The organism is Flavobacterium sp. DSR2-3-3 (genome assembly GCF_049896585.1).
In the GTDB taxonomy this organism is placed as follows: domain Bacteria; phylum Bacteroidota; class Bacteroidia; order Flavobacteriales; family Flavobacteriaceae; genus Flavobacterium.
In genome coordinates, this window is the sequence record NZ_JAFCUP010000001.1 from 327,628 (window position 1) to 348,615 (window position 20,988).

General features: G+C 35.3%; 16 protein-coding genes. 7 read left to right on the plus strand and 9 right to left on the minus strand.

The window, feature by feature from the left end:
• Positions 1 to 19 precede the first annotated feature (19 nt).
• Positions 20 to 3,205, minus strand: coding sequence for a T9SS sorting signal type C domain-containing protein (locus ACP7AQ_RS01420; RefSeq protein ID WP_426094108.1), 3,186 nt, complete (start codon positions 3,203 to 3,205; stop codon positions 20 to 22).
• Positions 3,206 to 3,596: 391 nt separating this feature from the next.
• Between ACP7AQ_RS01420 and ACP7AQ_RS01425 the strand changes: the two genes are divergently transcribed.
• On the plus strand, positions 3,597 to 4,094 hold the full coding sequence (locus ACP7AQ_RS01425) for a regulatory protein RecX (protein ID WP_426094109.1): 498 nt from the start codon (positions 3,597 to 3,599) through the stop codon (positions 4,092 to 4,094).
• Between the two features lie 171 nt (positions 4,095 to 4,265).
• On the opposite strand, the gene ACP7AQ_RS01430 is transcribed toward ACP7AQ_RS01425, so the two are convergent.
• The 4 genes from ACP7AQ_RS01430 to ACP7AQ_RS01445 all read right to left on the minus strand — a co-directional run bounded on the left by ACP7AQ_RS01430 (position 4,266) and on the right by ACP7AQ_RS01445 (position 8,902).
• Complete coding sequence (locus ACP7AQ_RS01430; protein ID WP_426094110.1) at positions 4,266 to 5,420, minus strand: beta-ketoacyl synthase N-terminal-like domain-containing protein; 1,155 nt, start codon at positions 5,418 to 5,420, stop codon at positions 4,266 to 4,268.
• A 292-nt stretch (positions 5,421 to 5,712) separates the two neighbouring features.
• Complete coding sequence (gene bioA / locus ACP7AQ_RS01435; RefSeq protein ID WP_426094111.1) at positions 5,713 to 7,017, minus strand: adenosylmethionine--8-amino-7-oxononanoate transaminase; 1,305 nt, start codon at positions 7,015 to 7,017, stop codon at positions 5,713 to 5,715.
• Positions 7,018 to 7,019: 2 nt separating this feature from the next.
• Positions 7,020 to 7,637: a dethiobiotin synthase gene (gene bioD, locus ACP7AQ_RS01440; protein WP_426094112.1), complete on the minus strand. Its 618-nt coding sequence runs from the start codon at positions 7,635 to 7,637 to the stop codon at positions 7,020 to 7,022.
• 113 nt (positions 7,638 to 7,750) lie between these two features.
• The gene (locus ACP7AQ_RS01445) at positions 7,751 to 8,902 is read right to left on the minus strand and encodes an aminotransferase class I/II-fold pyridoxal phosphate-dependent enzyme (RefSeq protein ID WP_426094113.1); all 1,152 of its coding nucleotides are present in this window, start codon (positions 8,900 to 8,902) and stop codon (positions 7,751 to 7,753) included.
• Between the two features lie 295 nt (positions 8,903 to 9,197).
• On the opposite strand from ACP7AQ_RS01445, the gene ACP7AQ_RS01450 reads away from it, so the two are divergent.
• From ACP7AQ_RS01450 to ACP7AQ_RS01475, 6 genes are all read left to right on the plus strand, one after another.
• Positions 9,198 to 9,737, plus strand: a complete 540-nt coding sequence (locus tag ACP7AQ_RS01450) for a hypothetical protein (RefSeq protein ID WP_426094114.1) — start codon at positions 9,198 to 9,200, stop codon at positions 9,735 to 9,737.
• A 532-nt stretch (positions 9,738 to 10,269) separates the two neighbouring features.
• Positions 10,270 to 11,193, plus strand: a complete 924-nt coding sequence (locus ACP7AQ_RS01455) for a hypothetical protein (RefSeq protein WP_426094115.1) — start codon at positions 10,270 to 10,272, stop codon at positions 11,191 to 11,193.
• Complete coding sequence (locus ACP7AQ_RS01460; RefSeq protein WP_426094116.1) at positions 11,183 to 12,739, plus strand: phosphatase PAP2 family protein; 1,557 nt, start codon at positions 11,183 to 11,185, stop codon at positions 12,737 to 12,739. Before ACP7AQ_RS01455 ends, ACP7AQ_RS01460 begins: the two co-directional genes overlap by 11 nt.
• Positions 12,740 to 12,999: 260 nt before the next feature.
• Positions 13,000 to 13,473: a hypothetical protein gene (locus tag ACP7AQ_RS01465; protein ID WP_426094117.1), complete on the plus strand. Its 474-nt coding sequence runs from the start codon at positions 13,000 to 13,002 to the stop codon at positions 13,471 to 13,473.
• Between the two features lie 6 nt (positions 13,474 to 13,479).
• Positions 13,480 to 13,983 (plus strand): DUF2975 domain-containing protein, encoded by a 504-nt coding sequence (locus tag ACP7AQ_RS01470; RefSeq protein ID WP_426062613.1) that lies wholly within the window; start codon positions 13,480 to 13,482, stop codon positions 13,981 to 13,983.
• Positions 13,984 to 13,985: 2 nt separating this feature from the next.
• The gene (locus ACP7AQ_RS01475) at positions 13,986 to 14,195 is read left to right on the plus strand and encodes a helix-turn-helix domain-containing protein (protein ID WP_426062612.1); all 210 of its coding nucleotides are present in this window, start codon (positions 13,986 to 13,988) and stop codon (positions 14,193 to 14,195) included.
• A gap of 167 nt (positions 14,196 to 14,362) precedes the next feature.
• Here the strand turns inward: ACP7AQ_RS01475 and ACP7AQ_RS01480 are convergent, their stop codons facing one another.
• The 4 genes from ACP7AQ_RS01480 to ACP7AQ_RS01495 form a co-directional block, all read right to left on the minus strand.
• Complete coding sequence (locus tag ACP7AQ_RS01480; RefSeq protein WP_426062611.1) at positions 14,363 to 14,644, minus strand: FoF1 ATP synthase subunit delta/epsilon; 282 nt, start codon at positions 14,642 to 14,644, stop codon at positions 14,363 to 14,365.
• 73 nt (positions 14,645 to 14,717) lie between these two features.
• Positions 14,718 to 16,229: a F0F1 ATP synthase subunit beta gene (gene atpD / locus ACP7AQ_RS01485; RefSeq protein ID WP_426062610.1), complete on the minus strand. Its 1,512-nt coding sequence runs from the start codon at positions 16,227 to 16,229 to the stop codon at positions 14,718 to 14,720.
• A gap of 256 nt (positions 16,230 to 16,485) precedes the next feature.
• Positions 16,486 to 17,979 (minus strand): G-D-S-L family lipolytic protein, encoded by a 1,494-nt coding sequence (locus ACP7AQ_RS01490; protein ID WP_426094118.1) that lies wholly within the window; start codon positions 17,977 to 17,979, stop codon positions 16,486 to 16,488.
• 35 nt (positions 17,980 to 18,014) lie between these two features.
• Positions 18,015 to 20,840, minus strand: coding sequence for a carboxypeptidase-like regulatory domain-containing protein (locus ACP7AQ_RS01495; protein ID WP_426094119.1), 2,826 nt, complete (start codon positions 20,838 to 20,840; stop codon positions 18,015 to 18,017).
• Positions 20,841 to 20,988 lie beyond the last annotated feature (148 nt).

Consider the following 20,988-nt stretch of genomic DNA (forward strand, 5'->3'; position numbering starts at 1 on the left):
CCTATTACTTTAAGTTTTTTTAGTAAATCGTTTTTGCAGTTACCACATTCCCATTTTGCAACACTGTTTTTACAATTAAAAATTGTTCACTTGAACCTAAATTAGGGATTACAAGTTCCATATTTTCAACATTAATTTTTTCGTATAATTTTTTGCCCAGCATATCATAAATAAAAACTTTATCGATTGATTGTACTGATGAATTGATTTTTATCCGCTTGTTTTTCACCGATACCAAAACTTCCGTACCAGTAGTAACAAAATCTCCAACACCCAATTTTTTATCTGTATAACGCAGTACAAAACGATCATCAAAAGTTCCTGTTGCTGTTTCAAAACTATATGCCGCTTTTTTCAAATCGTGAATGCTGTTGCTGAACTTATCCTCAAGATAAATATTTTGAGACGCAAATACGCCATCGACCTCATCAATACTAATTGAAAAAACACCTTCTATAACAGAACTGTATCCCAATGGAACACTGTCATTTTCGTCAAATGGCAAAATCCTGCCTTGAATGGTCATTGCTACATCATCACTAATACTATAGAAATCAATAAAATCATTCCCATTATAACTTGGCCCATCAAAGGAAGAGTCAAAACCGTCAGTAGCATTGGTGACATACCCTACTAACATTTGTTTAAACGCACCTTGGGTATTGGTAAGGTTTAACCAAACACGGTTTCGCTCAAGAGTATTTGTCTTTTTTGTTGCATTTTTTACTTTAAAAAACTGATCATTATTTAATGTAGCACCGTTTACATCCAGCCTCATACTATTATTAAAGTCAATAATTGTACCGGTTGGACTTAGTTTGCTGCTAGTGAAAAAAGCTTGACCTGCTGCTATTCTTCCACTTGGTTTATTGATTGTTTGCTCTACATTATTTACGGAATTACCAGTCCCGGTTCCAACCCCACCCGTAAGATTATAGGTAGCATAATCATCGGATGAATACGCATAAACACCCGATCCTGGATTACTAACACCAATTCCTATAGCGGTATTGTGCGTCCAGAAATACAGTGTTCCATCTAGTACGGAACTATTAGCATTTAAAAATCTATCTGCAGATAATGCCGAAGGATATGGATTCCCTAAAAGATAAGATCTGTCCTGGCTAATTCCAGTAATTGCCAACGGTCCATTAAATGGAACTCCCACAAAATTAGCTTGATACACCCCTAATGGTGCTGGTGGCGCAGAGATATTCTCTGGTGCTCTAATAATATACCCTATTCCTCTTTGCATGAAATCTTGTGGATTTTCCTGTTTCCAATTATCAATTGTAGCATTAAAAGAATAAAATTTATCATAATCCGTATTAGGAGAAACATCAATCAATTTCTGGTTTGAAACTGGGGATGACCAATAGGTGTAATCGTATCGCTTAATAGGAGCTGTTTCTCGTTCGTAAATTATATTACCCGAATTACCAATATTATTTATTTGTATGAGACTCGCATTATTTTGAAAAGTTAAAGTGCCACTTCCATTAATCGTAAGTTTATCTTGAAGCTTAAGTGTGACATTTTGATTTACAATTATTTTTGAATTTGTATTCACTGTGCAAGAACACAATTCCGTATTGCTTGAGATCGTAATAGGTGAAGCTGAGGGAGCTGCTATAATTCCTATTTTTGATATCGTTGGTACAGAAGTCCAAGTTGAACCATTAAAGGTTGTAGTTACGACGTTATCAACAACAACATTAGAGGTAACTGGCGAAGTACAAGTTGTATTGGAAACCGCAAAAGTATAAGTTGTTCCTGCTACCAAGCCTCCAACAGTCGTAGTTCCTCCCGTACCCGTTAATCCTGTCAAGCCAGTAGTATTTGGACTGGCAATAATTGTCCAAGTGCCCGAAGCTGGCAAACCGCTTAAAGGAACATTTCCTGTTGTAACGACACAATTGGGCTGATTAACTGTTCCTGCAGTAGGCGTTACAAGTGATGAAAATACGGATGAAAATCGTAATCTTGACTGTCCTAAGTTTTCAAAATATTCTAATACAAAATTAGTATTACCGCTTAGATAAACCGTGTAGGTTGTTTCGACATACGAATGAGCACCCCAATTATTTACAACGTAAGTAAGACCTCCGTCTAAACTTAAACGATATCCATCATCACCACCAACTGTAAAAGTGTAACAACCTGCTGGCAAATTTCTATTCATTTTAAATCGTACCGCAAAATTATCAGCATAACTACCACAGAGATTAGGTCCCGAAAGCGATCCGTCAACTAAATTTAAATCAAAATTCTCCGTTTGTGTAACATAACCTCTATAGTTTGTACTAAAGGCATTAGTTGGCGGATTACCTCCGTTTGTATTAGCATACACAAAACCTATCCAAGAACCTGTACCATAAATAACTTGATCTCCTTGTGGTGGCACTAGAGAAATATTAGTTGAACTTGTTGCTGTACCACCAGGGGTAGTTATAGTTATAGCTCCAGTAGTGGCTGTGACAGGTAATTGGGCCGTTATTTGTGTATTGCTATTTACTGTAAAAACCGCATCCACACCATTAAATTTTACTGCGGTTGCACCAGTAAAATTTGAACCAGTAATGACAACAGAAGTTCCGGATGCAGCACATGAAGTATTTGGAGTAAAGCTGGATATTGTCGGGATTCTATGGCCATTTAAAGTAACATTATCTACTAACAATGAAGTATTAGCAGAACCAGCATCATTTGATTTATAAATATAAATCAAAACATTTGGTCGGTTATTAGCCGCAACAGGCAATACACAACTATTAGTTCCTCCTGTAGTTGTTGGGACATAAGCAGGCGCAATCGAAGTTATAGTTGCACCATTATCAATACTATAACGAATATCAAAACTATTTATATTAGTATTAGTTGTTTTATTACAGTAAGAAAAAGTCATGTTGGCAAACCCAGTAGTATTAACAGCTATTCGATAATAAGCATTAACATTCCAAGAATTACCCGTTAGTGATGATGAAATTCCACTTCCACAAGTATTATCGTTAACAAAATCATTATTTCCAACACCAACAGAAACGCTTGTAGGAGTACCTGCTGTATTATTTATATTTGGATTAGCTGAGCGTCCTTCAAAATTAAATTGAAGAAGAGTTGTTTGTCCATTAGATACCAGAGACAACAACATAAAAAAAACAAAAAGAAGAAATCTAGTATTTAATGAAAGTATTTTTTTATTCATATCGTATTATTTATTTATTGTATCGCTACATTTAATAAAATTTTTTACTTGAAAAAAAGCAAAAATATAGCTACAGATGCAAGTTAGCTTCTGATTATATACAACCCGCAATTTAATCGACCAAGTACTTAATAATCGGTTGAAATACATATTTAAGCAGTTCTAATTTCTACTTTTCAACCTTTTAAAAATCATTTTTTTTAATCTAACTCGTTTTATAACAGCGTTTATTGCTAATAATATGACAATAGGTTTTTTTTATAAAAACAAAAAAATTAAATACCGGTTTACCATTTGGAGCAATATCGATTTAAAGGCTTATTTTTGAAATCAAATTACTGATAGCACCAATCAACTTTAAGCTCAATAATACTGCTGTAAAACCAAAAAAATGAATCCAGTTTTTTCTGTAAAAGAGGCCATCCATAAAATAGAGTATTACTGCGCCTATCAAGAGCGCTGTCACGAAGAAGTCGTGCAAAAATTACGAAGTATGAAAATGGATTCTGATGAAATCGACACTATTTTAGTGCATCTGATCAAAGATAGTTTCCTAAATGAAAGCCGCTTTGCCTGCAGTTTCGCCAGAGGAAAACACCGGATTAAGTTTTGGGGGAAAATTAGAATTGTAAACGAATTAAAATTTCGAAAAATCACACAGTACAATATCAATTTGGCACTCAAAGAAATCGATACTGCCGAATATCTATCCACTTTTCACACCGTTGCAGAAAGAAACTGGCAATCCATTCCCGAAAAAAATGTGCTAAAAAAACGCAAAAAATTCTGTGATTATTTGTTGCGCAAAGGATTCGAGAGTAATTTGGTTTACGAAAAAGCAAAAGAGCTTGAGAATTCAAACACAGATGAAATGGATGTAACGGTTTAGCACCAATTTTAAAATTCATGACGACCCTTAACTAATAACTACCTAAATTATTTCAGTCACGAATTACAACAATTTCCACGAATTCCTTTGCCCATTTTTTAAAAATCAGAGCAAATTAGAGTGGTTCGTGGTTAACTATTTTTAAAAGTACGCATCCTATAAATTGAATAATTACAAACTCAAAAGTATACTCACCGCGTTTCCACCAAAACCAACCGCATTTATCAGTACTTTTTTTATGGGCTTTGTTTGTATTTGTACTTCTGCAAAAGGAACTCCTATAAATTTATTATGTTGCATCATCAAAATAGCAAGTTCCATACTCAAAATACCTGAGGCTCCAAAAGTGTGCCCTATTTTCCATTTATTAGTAGTTAATAAAGGTAGACTTTCGCCAAAAACTTTCTGTATCGCTTTATATTCCGTCAAATCTCCTCTGATGGTTCCCGGAGCGTGCATCACAATAGCATTAACTTCTGACAAATCAATATTTTGCAACGCCATTTGCATCGATTTCTGTAAACAAATCGCTTCCGCAGAAATAGAAATATTGTGTTCTAAAATCTCCGTAGCATAACCAATTCCTTCAATGTAAGCCAATGCGTTTTCTTTTTTTCCAATTTCCAGACAACAAATGCCGGCACCTTCGCCAAGAACCATGGTGTTTTGTTTCTTTTCTAAATCAAGTGCTCGATTCGGATATTCTTCTGTGCTATTCGAATAAATTTTCAAAGCGCGCATTTGAGCAATCGTAAAATCAGTTAAAGGCGCTTCACTGCCGCCGACCAGAAATTTATCTGCCATTCCTGCTCGAAGCCAAGCCACTCCGTTTAATACAGCGTGCAAAGCAGTAGAACACGTAATAGAATGTGAAATTTCAGGTCCCGAACTTTGCAAATCATGAGCGACCCAAGAGGAAATATTTCCCAAAGTCGTCGTTGGAGAAGCTAAAGTTTGTGCTTTTCCAGTTCTTAAATATTCCTGGTAGTGTTTTTCAAATAAATCAGTGGCACCACGCGACGAACCAATATTGATTCCGAAAACGTCATTTGAAGTCCAGCCCGCATTTTTCATCGCTTGTCGTGAAGATGCCATAGCATACAAAACCGATTTGTCCAAGGATTTATATTTACTGTCTGAAGCTCGCAAATCCAAAATAACTTGCTCTAAATCATCGAGCAACATAGCAACGAAAGTTTTTTTATGGTCTAAAATGTGTTCCGTAAAACAATGATTTTCATTGAGATAATTTTCCCAAATTGTTTTTGAGTCAGTACCCAAAGGTGAAATGGAAGCTATAGCGGTTATAGAGATTGTTTTAGACAAAATAGTACTGTTGTTTAGCGGCAAAGGTCGTAAAGTTTTTCATCAAATTGGTACACTGAGGGCACAGATACTAATGATAAAAGTGGATTTTTATTCTTTCGATCTATGAAAATCCGTTCAATCTGTTCAATCTGCGGCCTAAAAAACAGAAATCAATCTTAATGAATTTTCAGTGTGCGTCGTCGTGAAAAAATAACACGCAGACAACACGTATCTTAGCAGATAAAATCGGATTTTTTAATCTGTGAACATCCGTTTAATCCGTTTGATCCGCAGAAATTGTGGCTAAAAATTAGACAATTTCTAATGCATTTTCGACTACTTGATACACTTTTTTTAATTGCTCGTCTGTAATAATGTAAGGAGGCAAAATGTATACAATATTACCAACAGGACGCAGAATTACTCCGTTTTCGATAAAAAAATCATAGAGTTTGTTGCGCAAAGTTCCATAGTAACTGGCGGAACTTTCCGTTTTTATTTCTAATGCAAAAATGACTCCGAGCACACGAGTTGTAGTTACTTTCGGATGGTTTTTTATATGTTCTTGAAAGTTCAGATGGCTTTTATTTACTCTAATAATATTCGCTTGCATTTCATTGCTTTGCAACAATTCTAAACTGGCCAAAGCCGCCGCACAACCAGTAGGATTTGCTGTAAATGTATGTCCGTGAAACAACGCTTTATTGATATCATCATCATAAAAAGCATCGAATAATTCCTGAGTAAAAGTAGTAATCGCCATAGGAATTGTTCCTCCGGTCAACGCTTTGGACAAACACATCATATCTGGATTTTCGACCAAAAAATCCGTCGCAAAAGTTTTGCCGGTTTTTCCAAAACCTGTCATTACTTCATCAGCAATAGTAAGCACATTATTTTTCTGACAGATTCGCATCAATTCATCTAATGACTCCGGATCATACATTACCATTCCTGCGGCTCCCTGAACCAATGGCTCAAAAATAAAACCAGCGCAATTCTGGTTTTTTATAATTAATTGTAACGCATCATAACTTTCTTGTTCTTTTCCTTTTACAGGAACCGGAATCCGAACCACATCAATAAACATTCCCTGAAAAGCTTGTGTGTAAAAAGAAATTCCACTCGCCGCCATGGCCGCAAAAGTGTCACCATGAAAAGCATTTTCGAAAGCAATTATAGTAGTTCTCTTTTCTCCTTTGTTAAAGAAATACTGCAAAGCTACCTTAATTGCAACCTCAACAGCAGTTGATCCGTTATCTGAAAAGAATATTTTTTGTTGGTTTTTTGGTAATATTCCCATCAACTTCTCAGCTACCAAAATAGCGGGTTCGTGTGTAAATCCGCCGAACAACACATGTTCTAATGTCGTGAGCTGTTTGTAAATCGCATCGGCAATAAATGTATTAGAATGTCCATAAGGATTCACCCACCAAGAAGCGATAGCGTCAATGTATTCTTTGTTATTTTCGTCCCATAGCAAAGCGCCTTTGCCTTTTTTAATAGCAATTGGCAACGCTGCAGTTTTGTGCTGGGTGTACGGATGCCAAAGGTATTGGCAGTCTCTTTCTATGAGCCCCCTAACCCCCGAAGGGGGAATATTTGTTATACTCATAATTATAAATTCAAAAGATTTTCACTAAATCGGTCTGCGTATTCCTTAATTACATTTTTATCAAAATAGGGTTCTTGTTCTATTCTTCCAATGCATTTTACACCAGTTTTACTCCCGATTATTTCTTCCGTAGCTTTATTTTCATCGCCAGAAAAAACAATTCCAGCAATTGCTATCTTTCTGTTTTGCAAAGCTTCAATGGTCAATAAAGTATGATTGATACTTCCTAAATAATGCCTGGAAACCAATATCACTTTATAATCGGGCTGAATCAAATCTATAACGCAATCATTTGAATTTAAAGGAACAAAAACACCTCCTGCGCCCTCTACAACCAAATGATTCTCTGTTTTGGGTTCAATGATTTTATTTAAATCAATCGTAATTCGGTCCAATTCAGCAGCAAAATGCGGACTTGCCGGAGTATTCAAAGCATAACTATTAGGATGAATCACTGTCTTTTTATTAGACAAAAATGATTTGACCTTATGGCTATCGGAGTTTTCTAAATCTCCTGCTTGAATGGGTTTCCAATAATCGGCTTCTAAAGCTTCTGTTATGATGGCTGACGCGATGGTTTTACCCACATCGGTTCCAATTCCTGTTATAAATAATTTCATAAATTTTTCTGTTTTACAACGATTCACTAAGTCAAAAATAGTTTCACTTTATTTTCTTGCAATAAATTAGCTTTTTAAAATTTAAAGATCAGCGATAATCCGTCAAATCAGAATCATCCGTTTGCCGTAAAAACAAAAGTACTCAACAAATGCAACACTTCAGAGATTTCTTCTTCTGAATTATAACTGTGCAAACAAAAACGCAGACGTTCTTGACCTTCGGGAACCGTAGGCGAAAGTATCGCTTTGACATCAAATCCTTTTTCCTGCAATTGGTTGGCGATTGTTTTGACTTTTTCATTTCCAGGAATAATAGCTGATTGTATGGCTGATTTGCTTCGGACAAAAAGTGGTTTTAAACTCAGCAGATTTTTCTGCTGATTAAAAAAAACAATGTTTTCTCTTAATTTTAAAATTGAAGCCGAATCTTTTTTTAAATGCTGGTACGCAACCAGAATCGTGGCAACGGAATGTGGTGAAAGCCCTGTGGTATAAATAAAACTTCGGGCGAAATTTACCAAATAATCTTTTAATTCAACCGAACCTAAAATCGCTGCTCCATGACAACCCAATCCTTTTCCAAAAGTCATAATTCGGGCAAAAACGTGATCTTGCAAGCCTAGCATTTGAACAAATCCCTCACCTTTTATACCAAAAACTCCCAAAGCATGCGCCTCATCAACCACTAAATAACAGTGGTGTTTATCCGAAAGCAAAACTAATTCTTCCAAATCTGGACAATCGCCATCCATAGAAAAAACAGATTCCGTAACAAGATAAATATTGGTGTCTGGATTCCGTAAAATTAACTTTTCTAAATCTTCAAAATCATTGTGATCGAATTTATAGGCTTTGGCATTCGATAGTTGAATTCCGTCACGAATAGAAGCGTGACACAATTCATCGTATAGAACTAAATCGCCCTTTTGTGGAACCGAGCCAAAGAATCCAACATTGACATCATATCCCGAATTAAAAATCAGAGCAGTTTCCGAGTGGTGGAACTTAGCTATCAAATCTTCTGTTTCTTGATACAATTTATGATTTCCAGATAACAATCGCGAGCCAGTTGCTCCATTTTGAATGATTTTATTATCAATTAAAAACTCGTGTGTTTCATTGAAAATAATTTCTGATTTAGCTAATCCTAAATAATCATTGGAAGCAAAATCAATCCTTTTACTTGACAAAGGCAATTGTCGTAAAGCATTATTTTGCTTTCGAATCTCAAGTTTAGCGGATAGATTTTCTGGAAAATGTTTCATAGTCAGCAAAAATAAGCATCTTTTTTGGTTTATTGATTTTGTAAATTACTTGTTTGTTTTTTCATCAAACCTAAAAAAAATCAAGCTTTTTTCTTAAAATCAAAATTCGGCTTCTTCATCAAAAAAAATCAAATGCATTATAAATTAACAATGAAACTAAACCGATGAAAAAAAAATACATAAATTTTTTCGAAAACGGTTTCGATTTATAACCTTCGTAAAATTATGTTAAAAAAAACTTAAAATGAATATTGAAAATGTTAACCAATGAAATAGTTTTTTACTTTCGACGAATATGAAACGAATTGCATCACTTTTTTTAGTAGTAACGTTGTTTTACAACGTGATGGGATACTATCTGATGTTTGCTTATCAAGAAGAGCAAGCGTGGGTATCTTCTATGGAAAAGAGACATGATTCTGAGTTTCAAGTAATCAAATTGAATGCAACTTTATACTCTTTTATCGAAGACACCGATTTTGAGTATGTCAATGAAGATGTGGTAATCAACAACAAAAGCTATCACATTTTCAAAAAAAGAATTCAAAACAACATATTAAGTCTGTATTACCTGCGCAATTCACATCAAGATGCAATAAGTCAGGATTTAAAAGACATTGTTGACAATCAATTATTCAACGGATCTTCCTCAAAAGAGTCTCCGGTTAAAAAACTATTAAAATCTTTCCTTAAAGATTACGTACCAAACACTGCTGTTTGTTTCGCTTTTTCGCCTGAAAAAGAAGCAGAAGTTGTAGCGATTAATGAAAATCCTACAGCGTCTTTACGCTCGGGACACCTTGCTTTATCGTACACACCACCTGATTTCGTTTAATTTACATTTTATACCAAAAACATTACAATACTGACTATATATTGTTTAGTATTAATTTTTAAAATCAATATAACTCCACTGGGTTTTGATATTAAAATTGATTAGTGTCCGCTACATTGGTATAAATTTACGACGAGAAGTACCTTATTACTGCAGGAAAATCATTGATTCGCCAATCTAATTCACATTATTATTTGATTTTTTTCTCAATGTTTTTTTAAACATCTAGGACATTATCCTTTCATTTAAACCGTGAAAACATAGTAAACTCCGAGTAAAAAAATCGTTCTTTTTGTATCAGTATCATTCGCAGTGGTTTGTAACCGTTCGCAAAGTGTTACCGACAAGAAGAATTCAACGACGAGAGGTACTCCTGTTCAAGGTGATTCAGCTTTTGCTGATTACACAACAAACATAGGATTATTAACCAGATTTTAGTTATTAAGCATCTGAAAATTTGTTGTTTTCTTAATAATTAAAACAAAATGTTTTTAAATACCAAACACCCGCTATTAACAAAAACCATTTTTTAATGAAAAAATTTTACTTAAGTTGTCTGCTGTTGGCATCTTTATTTATGAATGCTCAAACAGAGATTGATGGAATTATGATGAGTAAAGGCAATTTTTGTTTTGGAACAATATACCAACATAGTAGCTGGGACAAGTATTGGGAAGGAACCTTTAAAAGAAAAAACCTCAATTTTGGTACCGTATCCACAAAGTCATTGGCTTTGATGGGAAACTATGGTGTTTCTGATAAATTAAATATTATTTTCAGCCTTCCTTACGTAGCAACTAAAGCTTCTGCTGGCACAATGGGAGGAGTAAAAGGATTACAGGACATCTCTTTTACCGTAAAATACATGCCTTTTGAAAAAACAATTGGCAAATCCACTTACTCTTTATATGCTATAGGAGGTCTATCAGCGCCTATTTCAGATTATCCAGCAGATTATTTACCATTAAGTATTGGCCTCAAAAGCAAGACTGCTTCCTTACGATTAATGGGTGATTATCAAAGAGGTCGCTTTTTCACCACGCTATCCGGAGCGTATGTAAAAAGAGCTAACGTAACCATTGACAGAAATTCCTATTACACAACCGAAATACATTACACCAATGAAGTCGACATGCCGAATGCTATATCTATAAACTACAGAATAGGCTATCGTTCTAGCAGATTAATAGCCGAAGCTGTTCTTGATAATTGGGTTACACAATCTGGTGGATTTGACATTACAACAAACAACATGCCTTTTCTAAGCAATACTATGAATGCATTAAAAATTGGTGTGAATACTAAATACACGCTTAAGAAAGTACCGGCATTATCTATTATTGGAGGGTGCAATTTTGTTACAAAAGGCCGAAATGTAGGGCAATCAAACACCTTTTACGGCGGTCTATTTTATGTCGTTAATCTAAAAAAAACAGTACAAGAAGATGAAAAATAAAGTACAAAAAATAGCCTGCAATAGTCTTTTGGTTTTGTTTCTTACGTTGAACTATTCTTGTAGTGACGAGTTAACAGAACGCAATGAGCAATTTCCTCAATTAAATCCCGCCAATACAGATGTATTAGCCGGAAGCTGGAAAACATTCCTATTGACTGCCCCAAATGAATTTTATTTGGATCCGCCAATAGCATCAAACACACCTGCTTTTGCAAGAGAAATTAATGAAATAAAAAGTTACCAAGCAAGCATAACTCCGGAACAGAAAAAAATAATACAATATTGGAGCGCCGGAGGCGTTTTACGTTGGAATGAGATTATGCGGACCTTAGTGGCAAGACACAATCGTCCACCATATCAAAATGAAGACGGAACATATCCTGCACCATCTGGAGCAAATCCATTTGCGAATCCTCAATTTCCTTTTTCAAATCCTCCTTACGCAGCCAGAGCTTATGCGTATGTGAGCGCTGCGCAATACGATGCGATGGTTGCAACTTGGCATTATAAAAAACTTTATAATAGAGATGCACCATTTATAGTTGACGCAACTTTACCCGTTCTAATCACGAAGAGCAGCTTACCTTCCTACCCATCTGAAGATGCTGTTTTAGCAGGAGTTACTGTTGAATTATTAAAATTATTATTCCCAACAGAAATCGCTTACATCCAAGAAAAAGCAGAGGAACAAAAATTATATCGCATTATTAGTGGCGCCAATGTTCGAAGTGATGTTGATGCCGGAATTATTTTAGGCAGAAAAATTGCCGCCAAATTTATCGCCAGAGCTGCCGCTGACGGAACAGGAGCAGCTATCGGCAATCAAGCACTTTGGACACAACTTGAAACTCAAACTGCAGCCTCTGGAGAAACTCCATGGAAATCATTAGATATTCCCGCGAGACCTCCAATGTTACCAATGTTTGGAAAAGTAAAATCATTCCTTATGACCCCTGAAATGGTTCTTGCCAGTCGTCCGGTTCCACCGCCTTCCACAAAATCAGAACAATTTGCAAAAGAATTAGCTGAAGTAAAAACCAACAGCAAAAATGCCACTAGAAAAAATATGGAAATTGTTACTTTTTGGGCTGATGGTGTGGGTACATGCACACCGCCAGGCCACTGGAATGCAATTGCAGCTGAAGAATTTGTAGCCCAAAATTACAGCGAAGTACGATGGGCCAGAAATATGGCGTTATTGAATATTGCCATGATGGATGCGGCTATCAGTTGCTGGGATGCAAAATACTTTTATTTTAATCCAAGACCTTGTCAGATGGATCCATCCATCAAAACATTAACAGGGATTCCGAATTTTCCTGCTTATGTATCAGGTCACTCGACCTTTAGTGGTGCTGCCAGTGCCGTATTATCGCATATTATTCCTGCAAAAGCGCAAAATTTTTCAATTATGGCTAAACAGGCTTCTGATTCGCGCTTGCTTGGCGCCATTCATTATAGGAGTGATTGTGAAAAAGGATTTGAATTAGGGAAAAAAGTAGGTGGCTTTGCTGTTGCAAGAGCTACAATAGATGGAGCTGAATAATTAAAATATAAGTTGATAATTTGTAAATGGTTTGTTTTAATATTTGTTATCAACCAAAGCCTAACAGACGTTGGAAACCTGTTAGGCTTTTTTATAAAAAAACTATTCAAAAATGAGTTTTGCCTAAAACAGTTTATAATTCAGATTTAAAATAAAAAGGGGAAAAAAAATACCTGTAACTAATCTTTTTCTATATTTTATTGTTTTTAAACATTTAATTATTGTTTATCAATAATTTTTATATATTTACAAGAAAAAATATGAGAAAAATTATTATTTTAAATTGGGTTTTAAAAATTTTCATAGGATTATTAATCTTAGCTATCCCAATAAACGAGTGCTTACGGTATAACATGTCTAGCGAAGAAATAACTATAATATATAAGGAATCTATTTTCGGAAATTTATGTCCTTATATAATGTTATTACGAATAGTGGTCTTAATATTGACGATACATAATATTCAAAAAGGACTCCAAGCGTTTATTAAAGAAGGCGTTTTTAATTTTAAAAGCTCAGAGAGATTTAAAAGAAGTGGCTACCTTTTGTTGCTGTTAAGCGTTTCTGGGATCATAATTAGACTGTTGGGCATGAGTCAGACGCCAAAGGACCAGATACTATCTGATATTATTATGTATTTGTTATTACTAGCAATTGGAATTGGGTTATTAGCTTTTTCTGATGTTATTAAAAAAGGAAATATCATAGAAACTGAAAATAATTTAACAATATAAAATAGTATGAAAAAATTAAATTTATTAAAAACGATTATCGATTTTGTCTGGATTATGGCATTAATTTTTATTCCGTTCTTATTGTTTTTTATCGGATATTTGTCGATTTCAAATGAACCGTTTGATGTTCCAATAAACATGAATGGTATCAAAATTACTGTTTTGGACCTCAATGCTAAAATTGTTTTATTTTTTGCAACCTTGTCTTATCTCTTGCTATTGTATGGTTTATATCTAATAAAAAAACTACTCCGATTGTTTCAGTTGAAGATTATTTTTGATAACAAAATAATCTTTTACTTCAATCGAATTGGAAACCTATTTATACTTTCCGGATTTGTATCGGGAATTCCTGCTTTCTTTTGTAAAGTAGCACAAGGTGAAATAAAAATAGAAATTGGAGCAAATCCTTTCCTGTATCTTATTTCTCTTGGATTGTTTTTTACGGTTTTAGCCGAAGTTTTTAAAATGGGGAAACAATTGAAAGAAGAAAACGAACTAACCATATAATTATGCCAATCATAGTAAACCTTGACGTAATGCTTGCCAAAAAAAAAATGCGCTCCAATGAACTAGCGGAACGAATGGGAATCACAACAGCTAATCTTTCTATTTTAAAAACCGGAAAAGCAAAGGCGATTCGGTTTTCGACTTTAGAATTGATTTGTGAAATTCTGGAATGCCAACCCGGAGATATTATGGAGTTTGTAAAGGATGAATAATCTTTTGTTCTCGATTTTTTAGCCCAGATGGAAACGGCATCCTTTTACAAAGGTTCCAGCCTTTTGAAGGCTGGAACCTTTGTAAAAGATATAGTGGACAGCTGGAAATAGCTCCAAAAAAAAAGCCTCACAAATTGTGAAGCTTTAATTTATATATTGAAATCATTTTAGTCGACTAAAACAATAACTTTGTTGTCTTTCATTTCGATTGTCCCAGAATTGATAGCAAGTGTGTAATTTTGGGCATCGAGTTTGGTGAATTTACCTGCGACTTCTTTGGCAAAAGCAAAGTTAGAAGCGGTAATTTTCACTACTCCTTTTTCTAAAATAGAAACAATTGGCGCGTGGTTATTCAAAATCTGAAAGCTTCCATCCGTTCCTGGCAATGTAACCGAAGTTACTTCTGCTGAAAATAATTTTGCCTCTGGTGATACTATTTCTAATAACATAATTATGAGTTTTGAATTATGAGTTATGAGTTTTCAAAATTTGAAACAACTCATAACTCATAACTTATAATTTTTAAGCTTCCGCTAACATTTTTTCTCCAGCTTCAATTGCTTCTTCAATAGTACCTTTAAGGTTAAAAGCGGATTCTGGCAAGTGATCTAATTCACCGTCAATAATCATATTAAATCCTTTGATCGTATCTTTAATATCAACTAAAACTCCTTTTAATCCTGTAAATTGCTCCGCAACATGGAAAGGTTGAGATAAGAAGCGTTGTACACGACGTGCTCTTGAAACGGCTAATTTATCATCTTCTGATAATTCTTCCATACCAAGAATTGCAATAATATCTTGTAATTGCTTGTATTTTTGCAAAATTTCTTTTACTCTTTGTGCACAGTCATAATGTTCATTACCCAAAATTTGAGGTGTCAATATTCTTGAAGTGGAATCTAATGGATCCACCGCAGGATAAATACCTAATTCAGCAATTTTACGTGATAACACTGTTGTTGCATCAAGGTGAGCAAAAGTTGTTGCTGGTGCTGGATCTGTTAAATCATCTGCAGGAACGTACACCGCTTGTACAGATGTGATAGATCCTTTATTTGTAGATGTGATCCGTTCTTGCATCGCTCCCATTTCGGTAGCTAATGTTGGTTGGTATCCTACCGCAGATGGCATACGACCTAAAAGTGCCGAAACCTCAGAACCTGCTTGTGTAAAACGGAAGATATTATCCACAAAGAACAATACATCTTTACCTTGATCAGTTCCTGCACCATCACGGAAATACTCAGCGATTGATAATCCAGAAAGTGCTACACGAGCACGAGCTCCCGGAGGCTCATTCATTTGTCCGAAAACGAAAGTGGCTTTAGACTCTCTCATTCCTACTAAATCTACTTTAGACAAATCCCATCCTCCATTTTCCATAGAGTGCATGAATTCATCCCCGTATTTTATAATTCCTGACTCTAACATCTCACGAAGTAAGTCATTCCCTTCACGTGTTCTTTCTCCTACTCCTGCGAATACTGAAAGTCCACCGTGACCTTTTGCTATATTGTTAATCAACTCTTGGATCAATACTGTTTTACCAACACCTGCACCACCAAACAACCCAATTTTTCCTCCTTTGGAGTAAGGCTCAATTAAATCGATAACTTTGATACCAGTGAATAAAACTTCTGACGAAGTTGATAAATCTTCAAATTTTGGAGCTGCTCTGTGAATCGACATTCCGTTTTCACCTGTTTTTGGCAATTCCGGCAAACCATCAATTGCATCTCCAATTACGTTAAATAAACGTCCGTAAACATCGGCGCCAATTGGCATTTGAATAGGATTACCTGTTCCAACTACTTCATAACCTCTACTCAAACCATCTGTTGAGTCCATCGAAATGGTACGAACTGTGTTTTCACCTATGTGAGATTGTACTTCAAGTACTAATAAAGTACCATCTTTTTTTGTGATTTCTAATGAATCATAAATTTTTGGAAGTTCAACATCCTTACCGTTGAAAACTACGTCAACTACTGGTCCAATGATCTGGGCAACTTTTCCTATTACTTTCGACATTACTTATGTATTTATTAAATAGCTATTTAGGTTTATGAAATAGTACTAACCGAATTGTATCGATTAAATGCTTTTTTCAGTGTGCAAAGATAATTTTTTAAAATATAAAATCAATAATTTTTTATAAAAAAAGGATATTTTTAATAGATACTGGAGAAATGACTTGGAAACAGACAAAAGATCGCAATATCCTCAAAAACAAATAACCACCACGTCAAGAAACGGGTGGTTATTATTTATAAAAAAAAAGTTCAAATTATTGAATGGTAGCTGGATATTGAATTCCATACAAACCTAAATCAACACCTTTCAAATTAGAACCATATTTAGCATTTATAGCCTCCAAGAATTTGTTAGCAATTAACGCATATCCTCTTGGACTTGGGTGAACTCCATCTAAAGAAAAAGTACCACCTGTAACATAAGCAGCAGTCATGTGAAAAGTACCAAAACGAATTCCGCCATTGTTCAACTGATTCAAAATTGAAGCTGTATCAACGAAAGCCAAATTGTTTGATTCAGCCGCAGCTTTAATCGTTACGTTATAGGCATCTGTCGCTAACTTTATCTCCAAAATCTCTGAAGCTGTCAAAACCCTATTGTCTTGCAATGGAAAAGTTACCCCAACGGTATTAAAAGGAGGCGGAACTCCAGCTTGTGGTGTTCCAATAACTGTTCTGGTTGTAAGCAATACAAAATCTTTGTCAGTAACATTTGCACCACCATTAGCATGACGCGCTTGTCCATAAAGATTGCCCATTAAAGCTGCTTGCTGCGCTGGAACACCCGCTGCAGTTAACGCACCCGTAATTTGAGCACTGTAATTAACCAACGTTTCATCTCTTATCAATAAAGGATTTGTAGCAGAAGCCGTTAATATTTTAATTCTGCTTCCAGCACCTAGAGCTGTAAGAATTTGTTTTACTGGCCCTAACAACTGTGTATTCAATTGTGTTGCAGTTGCAGCATCTAACGGAACTGGGTTAAAAGGAACCGTCGTAAAAAACGGTAGATTGTTGATATACGGTAAATTGGCAACAACTCCTTTTTTACCTCCTGCCGCGAGAGCAGTAGCTAATGCATTAAAAGCCGCATTAAAAGTACCAGTGGGAGTAATGTCATTCCCCGCAACAGGATCTTGCGAAGTAGGTATACCACCATTGGTAGCATATCCTAAAACATCATTACCTCCAATAAACAAAGAGAAAAAGGTTGGATTTTGATCTGTAGCATCTTTTATTACGCTTGACATCGCCGTTTTCGCAAATCGACCAAAATATGGATTAGCTCGTCCGTAACCTGCCACTCCTAAATGTATTGCTTTTGCACCTGGAACGCCCATATTGCTGTATGAACCAGAAATACTAGCACCAAAAACTGTTCCCGAAACCCCTGAAACATTTACAGGTCCAGCACCATTGAAATACAAACGTGTTGGGAATTGAGGAACTTGATTTCCTCCAATTGAAAACCCACCTCTGTTATCATCTGCCATGAATGGATTTGTAAAAGCACCTCCGCCAACTAAAGCAAATTGCCCTGCCAAGATATTAGGGTATGAATTTTTTTGACCGGCTTTAAAAAGAGCTCCATCACTATATCCCGCTGCAAACGAATCTCCTAAAGCAACATATTTAGAAAAATCGGCCGTACCCGCTGTTAGCGGCTCTTCGGTAATTACCTCATCATCGTTATTACATGCTGCGAATGTTAGCGAAATCAACAACAGCCATTTGAAATTTTTTATCATAATATATTTTTTAAAATTATTGACCTTTTTTATAATTATGGGTTGATTGTCCAAGAAGCAAACCATTGTTGCCCTATGGCTCCTGCTCCAATAACCTGAAGATAATCTTTTCCACCAATATTGGTAGCACCAATTTTAAGTACAGATTTTAATTTTGGAAAACCATAATTAATTTGAGCATCTAATACAGTGTTTTCCGGAACCATACCGTCAGCAAAAGAAGACTGCCATAAATACTCCGTATTGTATCTTGCATTAACATTGAAACCAAAGTTTTTAAACAATTTAGTGTTACCAATAGATGCTTTAACTCTGTGTTTAGGAGTATTAAAACCAGCTATAAAACTGGGGTCTTCTTCTTGATTAAAATTGAACTCAGCATAGTTATAATTTACACCAACTTCAAAATCCTGATACACTTTTTTAGACAAACCTACACCAAAACCTAAAGATGTAATTTTTGCAGTAGTATTGGTATATACCTGATACACTCTTCTGTCTCCATTACTCAAAGCAGAAAGCGTACCCAAAGTTGCAGGATTACCAAAATCAAAAGCGGTATTAACATTTCCGTAATACGGACTAATCACTCTTGAAGTATTCATGAAATCATTATAAATATTATAATATCCATTAATATCAATTGACAAATCATTGTTAACTACAGAACGATACCCTAATTCTATAGCCTGAACCTCCTCAGGCTTAACCAATCTAGGATTAGCCACTTTTAATAAAGCTGCTGCTGCAGGAATATTCGATGGACTTGCAGCAACTGCAGCACTAAAAGCCTGAACTGATGTCAAAGTATAAGAATTAGTATAGGCATTTTGACCTGTTAAAGTTAAAGTTGCAGGAATTCCTAATGCTTGACCAGCAGCACTAACTCCTCTAACTTCAGTAAAACGATCTAAATTCTCAGGAGCAGAACCAATTAAAGCAAACGGCCCTAAGTCTAAACCAATGTATTGATCTTGTGTAGTTGGGTTTCTGAAACCTGTTTGATAGGAAACTCTAAAATTATGTCTTTTTGTTGCTCCGGCAGAATAGACAAAAGATACGCGAGGCGAAATATTTCCGTCAAAATTTTGACTTTTATCGTAACGCGCAGATCCTGTGAATTTCAACCTATCATCCATGAATTTTTTGGTCAATTGCCCGTAAGCACCGTACTCGTTATATCTTAATGGACCGTCAAAATCAGTGAAGATTGTTCCTTGTGAGTTCATTTCATATTGTCTGAATGAACCTCCTAATTGAATCTCTGCAAATTTTACCAAATCTTTAAAATTATAATTTACATCTGAATGGTAAATTTTAGACTGATCGATAAATTTAGCACCTTTAGTTAAATCCGGCTCTGCAATTGCAGCTGCTAAAGCGTTTTTAAATTGTACAGAACCTGGTTCAAATCTTGCACTCCCTGTTGGAGTAACTAAGAAAGGTAAACCTGCTGGTTTGATGTTGTAATCTGCATAATTTCTTGCATTTGTAGCAGATTGCTGTGCGTTAGTACCTAATACAGCTCCCGATAACTGATACGCAGTAGCATAATTAGTAAACCATTCTGTATCTGATTTTGCAGCCCTGTTAACATTCCACGCAGCAAAACGCATATCATAAGAATTACCAGCATCTTCGTCAGTAATATATCCTCTTACAAAGAAATTTTTCCCTTTTATCTCGATTTTAGATTGTTGCATAAAGAAATCATTCAATGCATATCTGTTCGCTCCTTGATAGATAGTACTTCCTAAACCTAATTTATGTTGTAATATAATTTCGGTTTCACCCTCCCAAGGTTTAAAATGCAAAGAGAAATCTGCTTTTACACTTCTAACTTTATTGTCATTCAAATCCTGCTCGCGGTATCCTGTTCTGCTTACCTGCCCTACGTTAGTAATGAAAGTAGTAACCTCATCACCATACAAGTTCAACCCGTCATAGTTTTGATTGTTAGCGTGTCCAATTGAACCACCTGTTAAACTTCTGTCATCTGCGGCAATCCATTCTGTAGCTCTCAAAAAATTGAAATTTGCTTTGGCTGCAAAATGCTTAGTAAAAGCCTTTGCTGCTCTCAATCCAAAATCAAAATAATCATTCGTACCAGCAGCTTGCTGAGTAGTTTGTCCGTATTTTACGTAAGTACTAATTCCTTGATTCGCAAAAGGATTTTTACTGTTCATGAACAAAATACCATTAAAAGCATTTGCGCCATAAAGAGCGGAAGATGCTCCCGGAAGCAACTCAACGTTAGCAACATCAATATCAGACAGCCCGATCAGATTTCCTAAAACAAAGTTCAATGCTGGTGAAGAGTTGTCCATCCCGTCCACCAACTGCATAAAACGAGTATTGGCAACTGTAGAGAAACCCCTTGTATTTATAGATTTGAAAGAAATACTACTCGTATTAAAATGCACCTCTTTAAGATTTTCTAGACCATCATAAAATGTCGGTGCAGTTGTACTTTTTATTTGTTGTATACCCATTCTTTCAATAGTAACCGGTGATTCAATCACTCTTTCAGGAGTTCTTGATGCAGAAACTACAATTTCATCCAGTTTATTTTCTTCATCTATAAGCTTTACAGAAATTCTTTGATTAGCAGAGGAAACATTGATCTTTTGAGTTCCAAACCCAACACTTGTAATCTCAATTACGAAAGGAGGCTTTTTAACAGTTTGTAATGTAAATGAACCGTCTAAATCGGAAATAGTACCCGAAGATTCTCCGACAATTTTTATGTTGGCTCCAGGAATAGGTTGGTTGTTACTGTCTGTAACAATACCTGAAATTGAGTTTTGAGCAAAAGTTAGGCTACAAAAAAACAATGACAAAAAAAGTAAATACACTCTCATTGGGATATAATTTGTTGGTTTATGCCGCCAAAGTACAAATATTTTTAATATTAATAAAAAAGGACTGAAAAAATTTCATATTCTTCAGTTCTTTTGCCCCATTTACGCTTATTCCACATTTATAATTAATTATTTAATGTTAAAATTT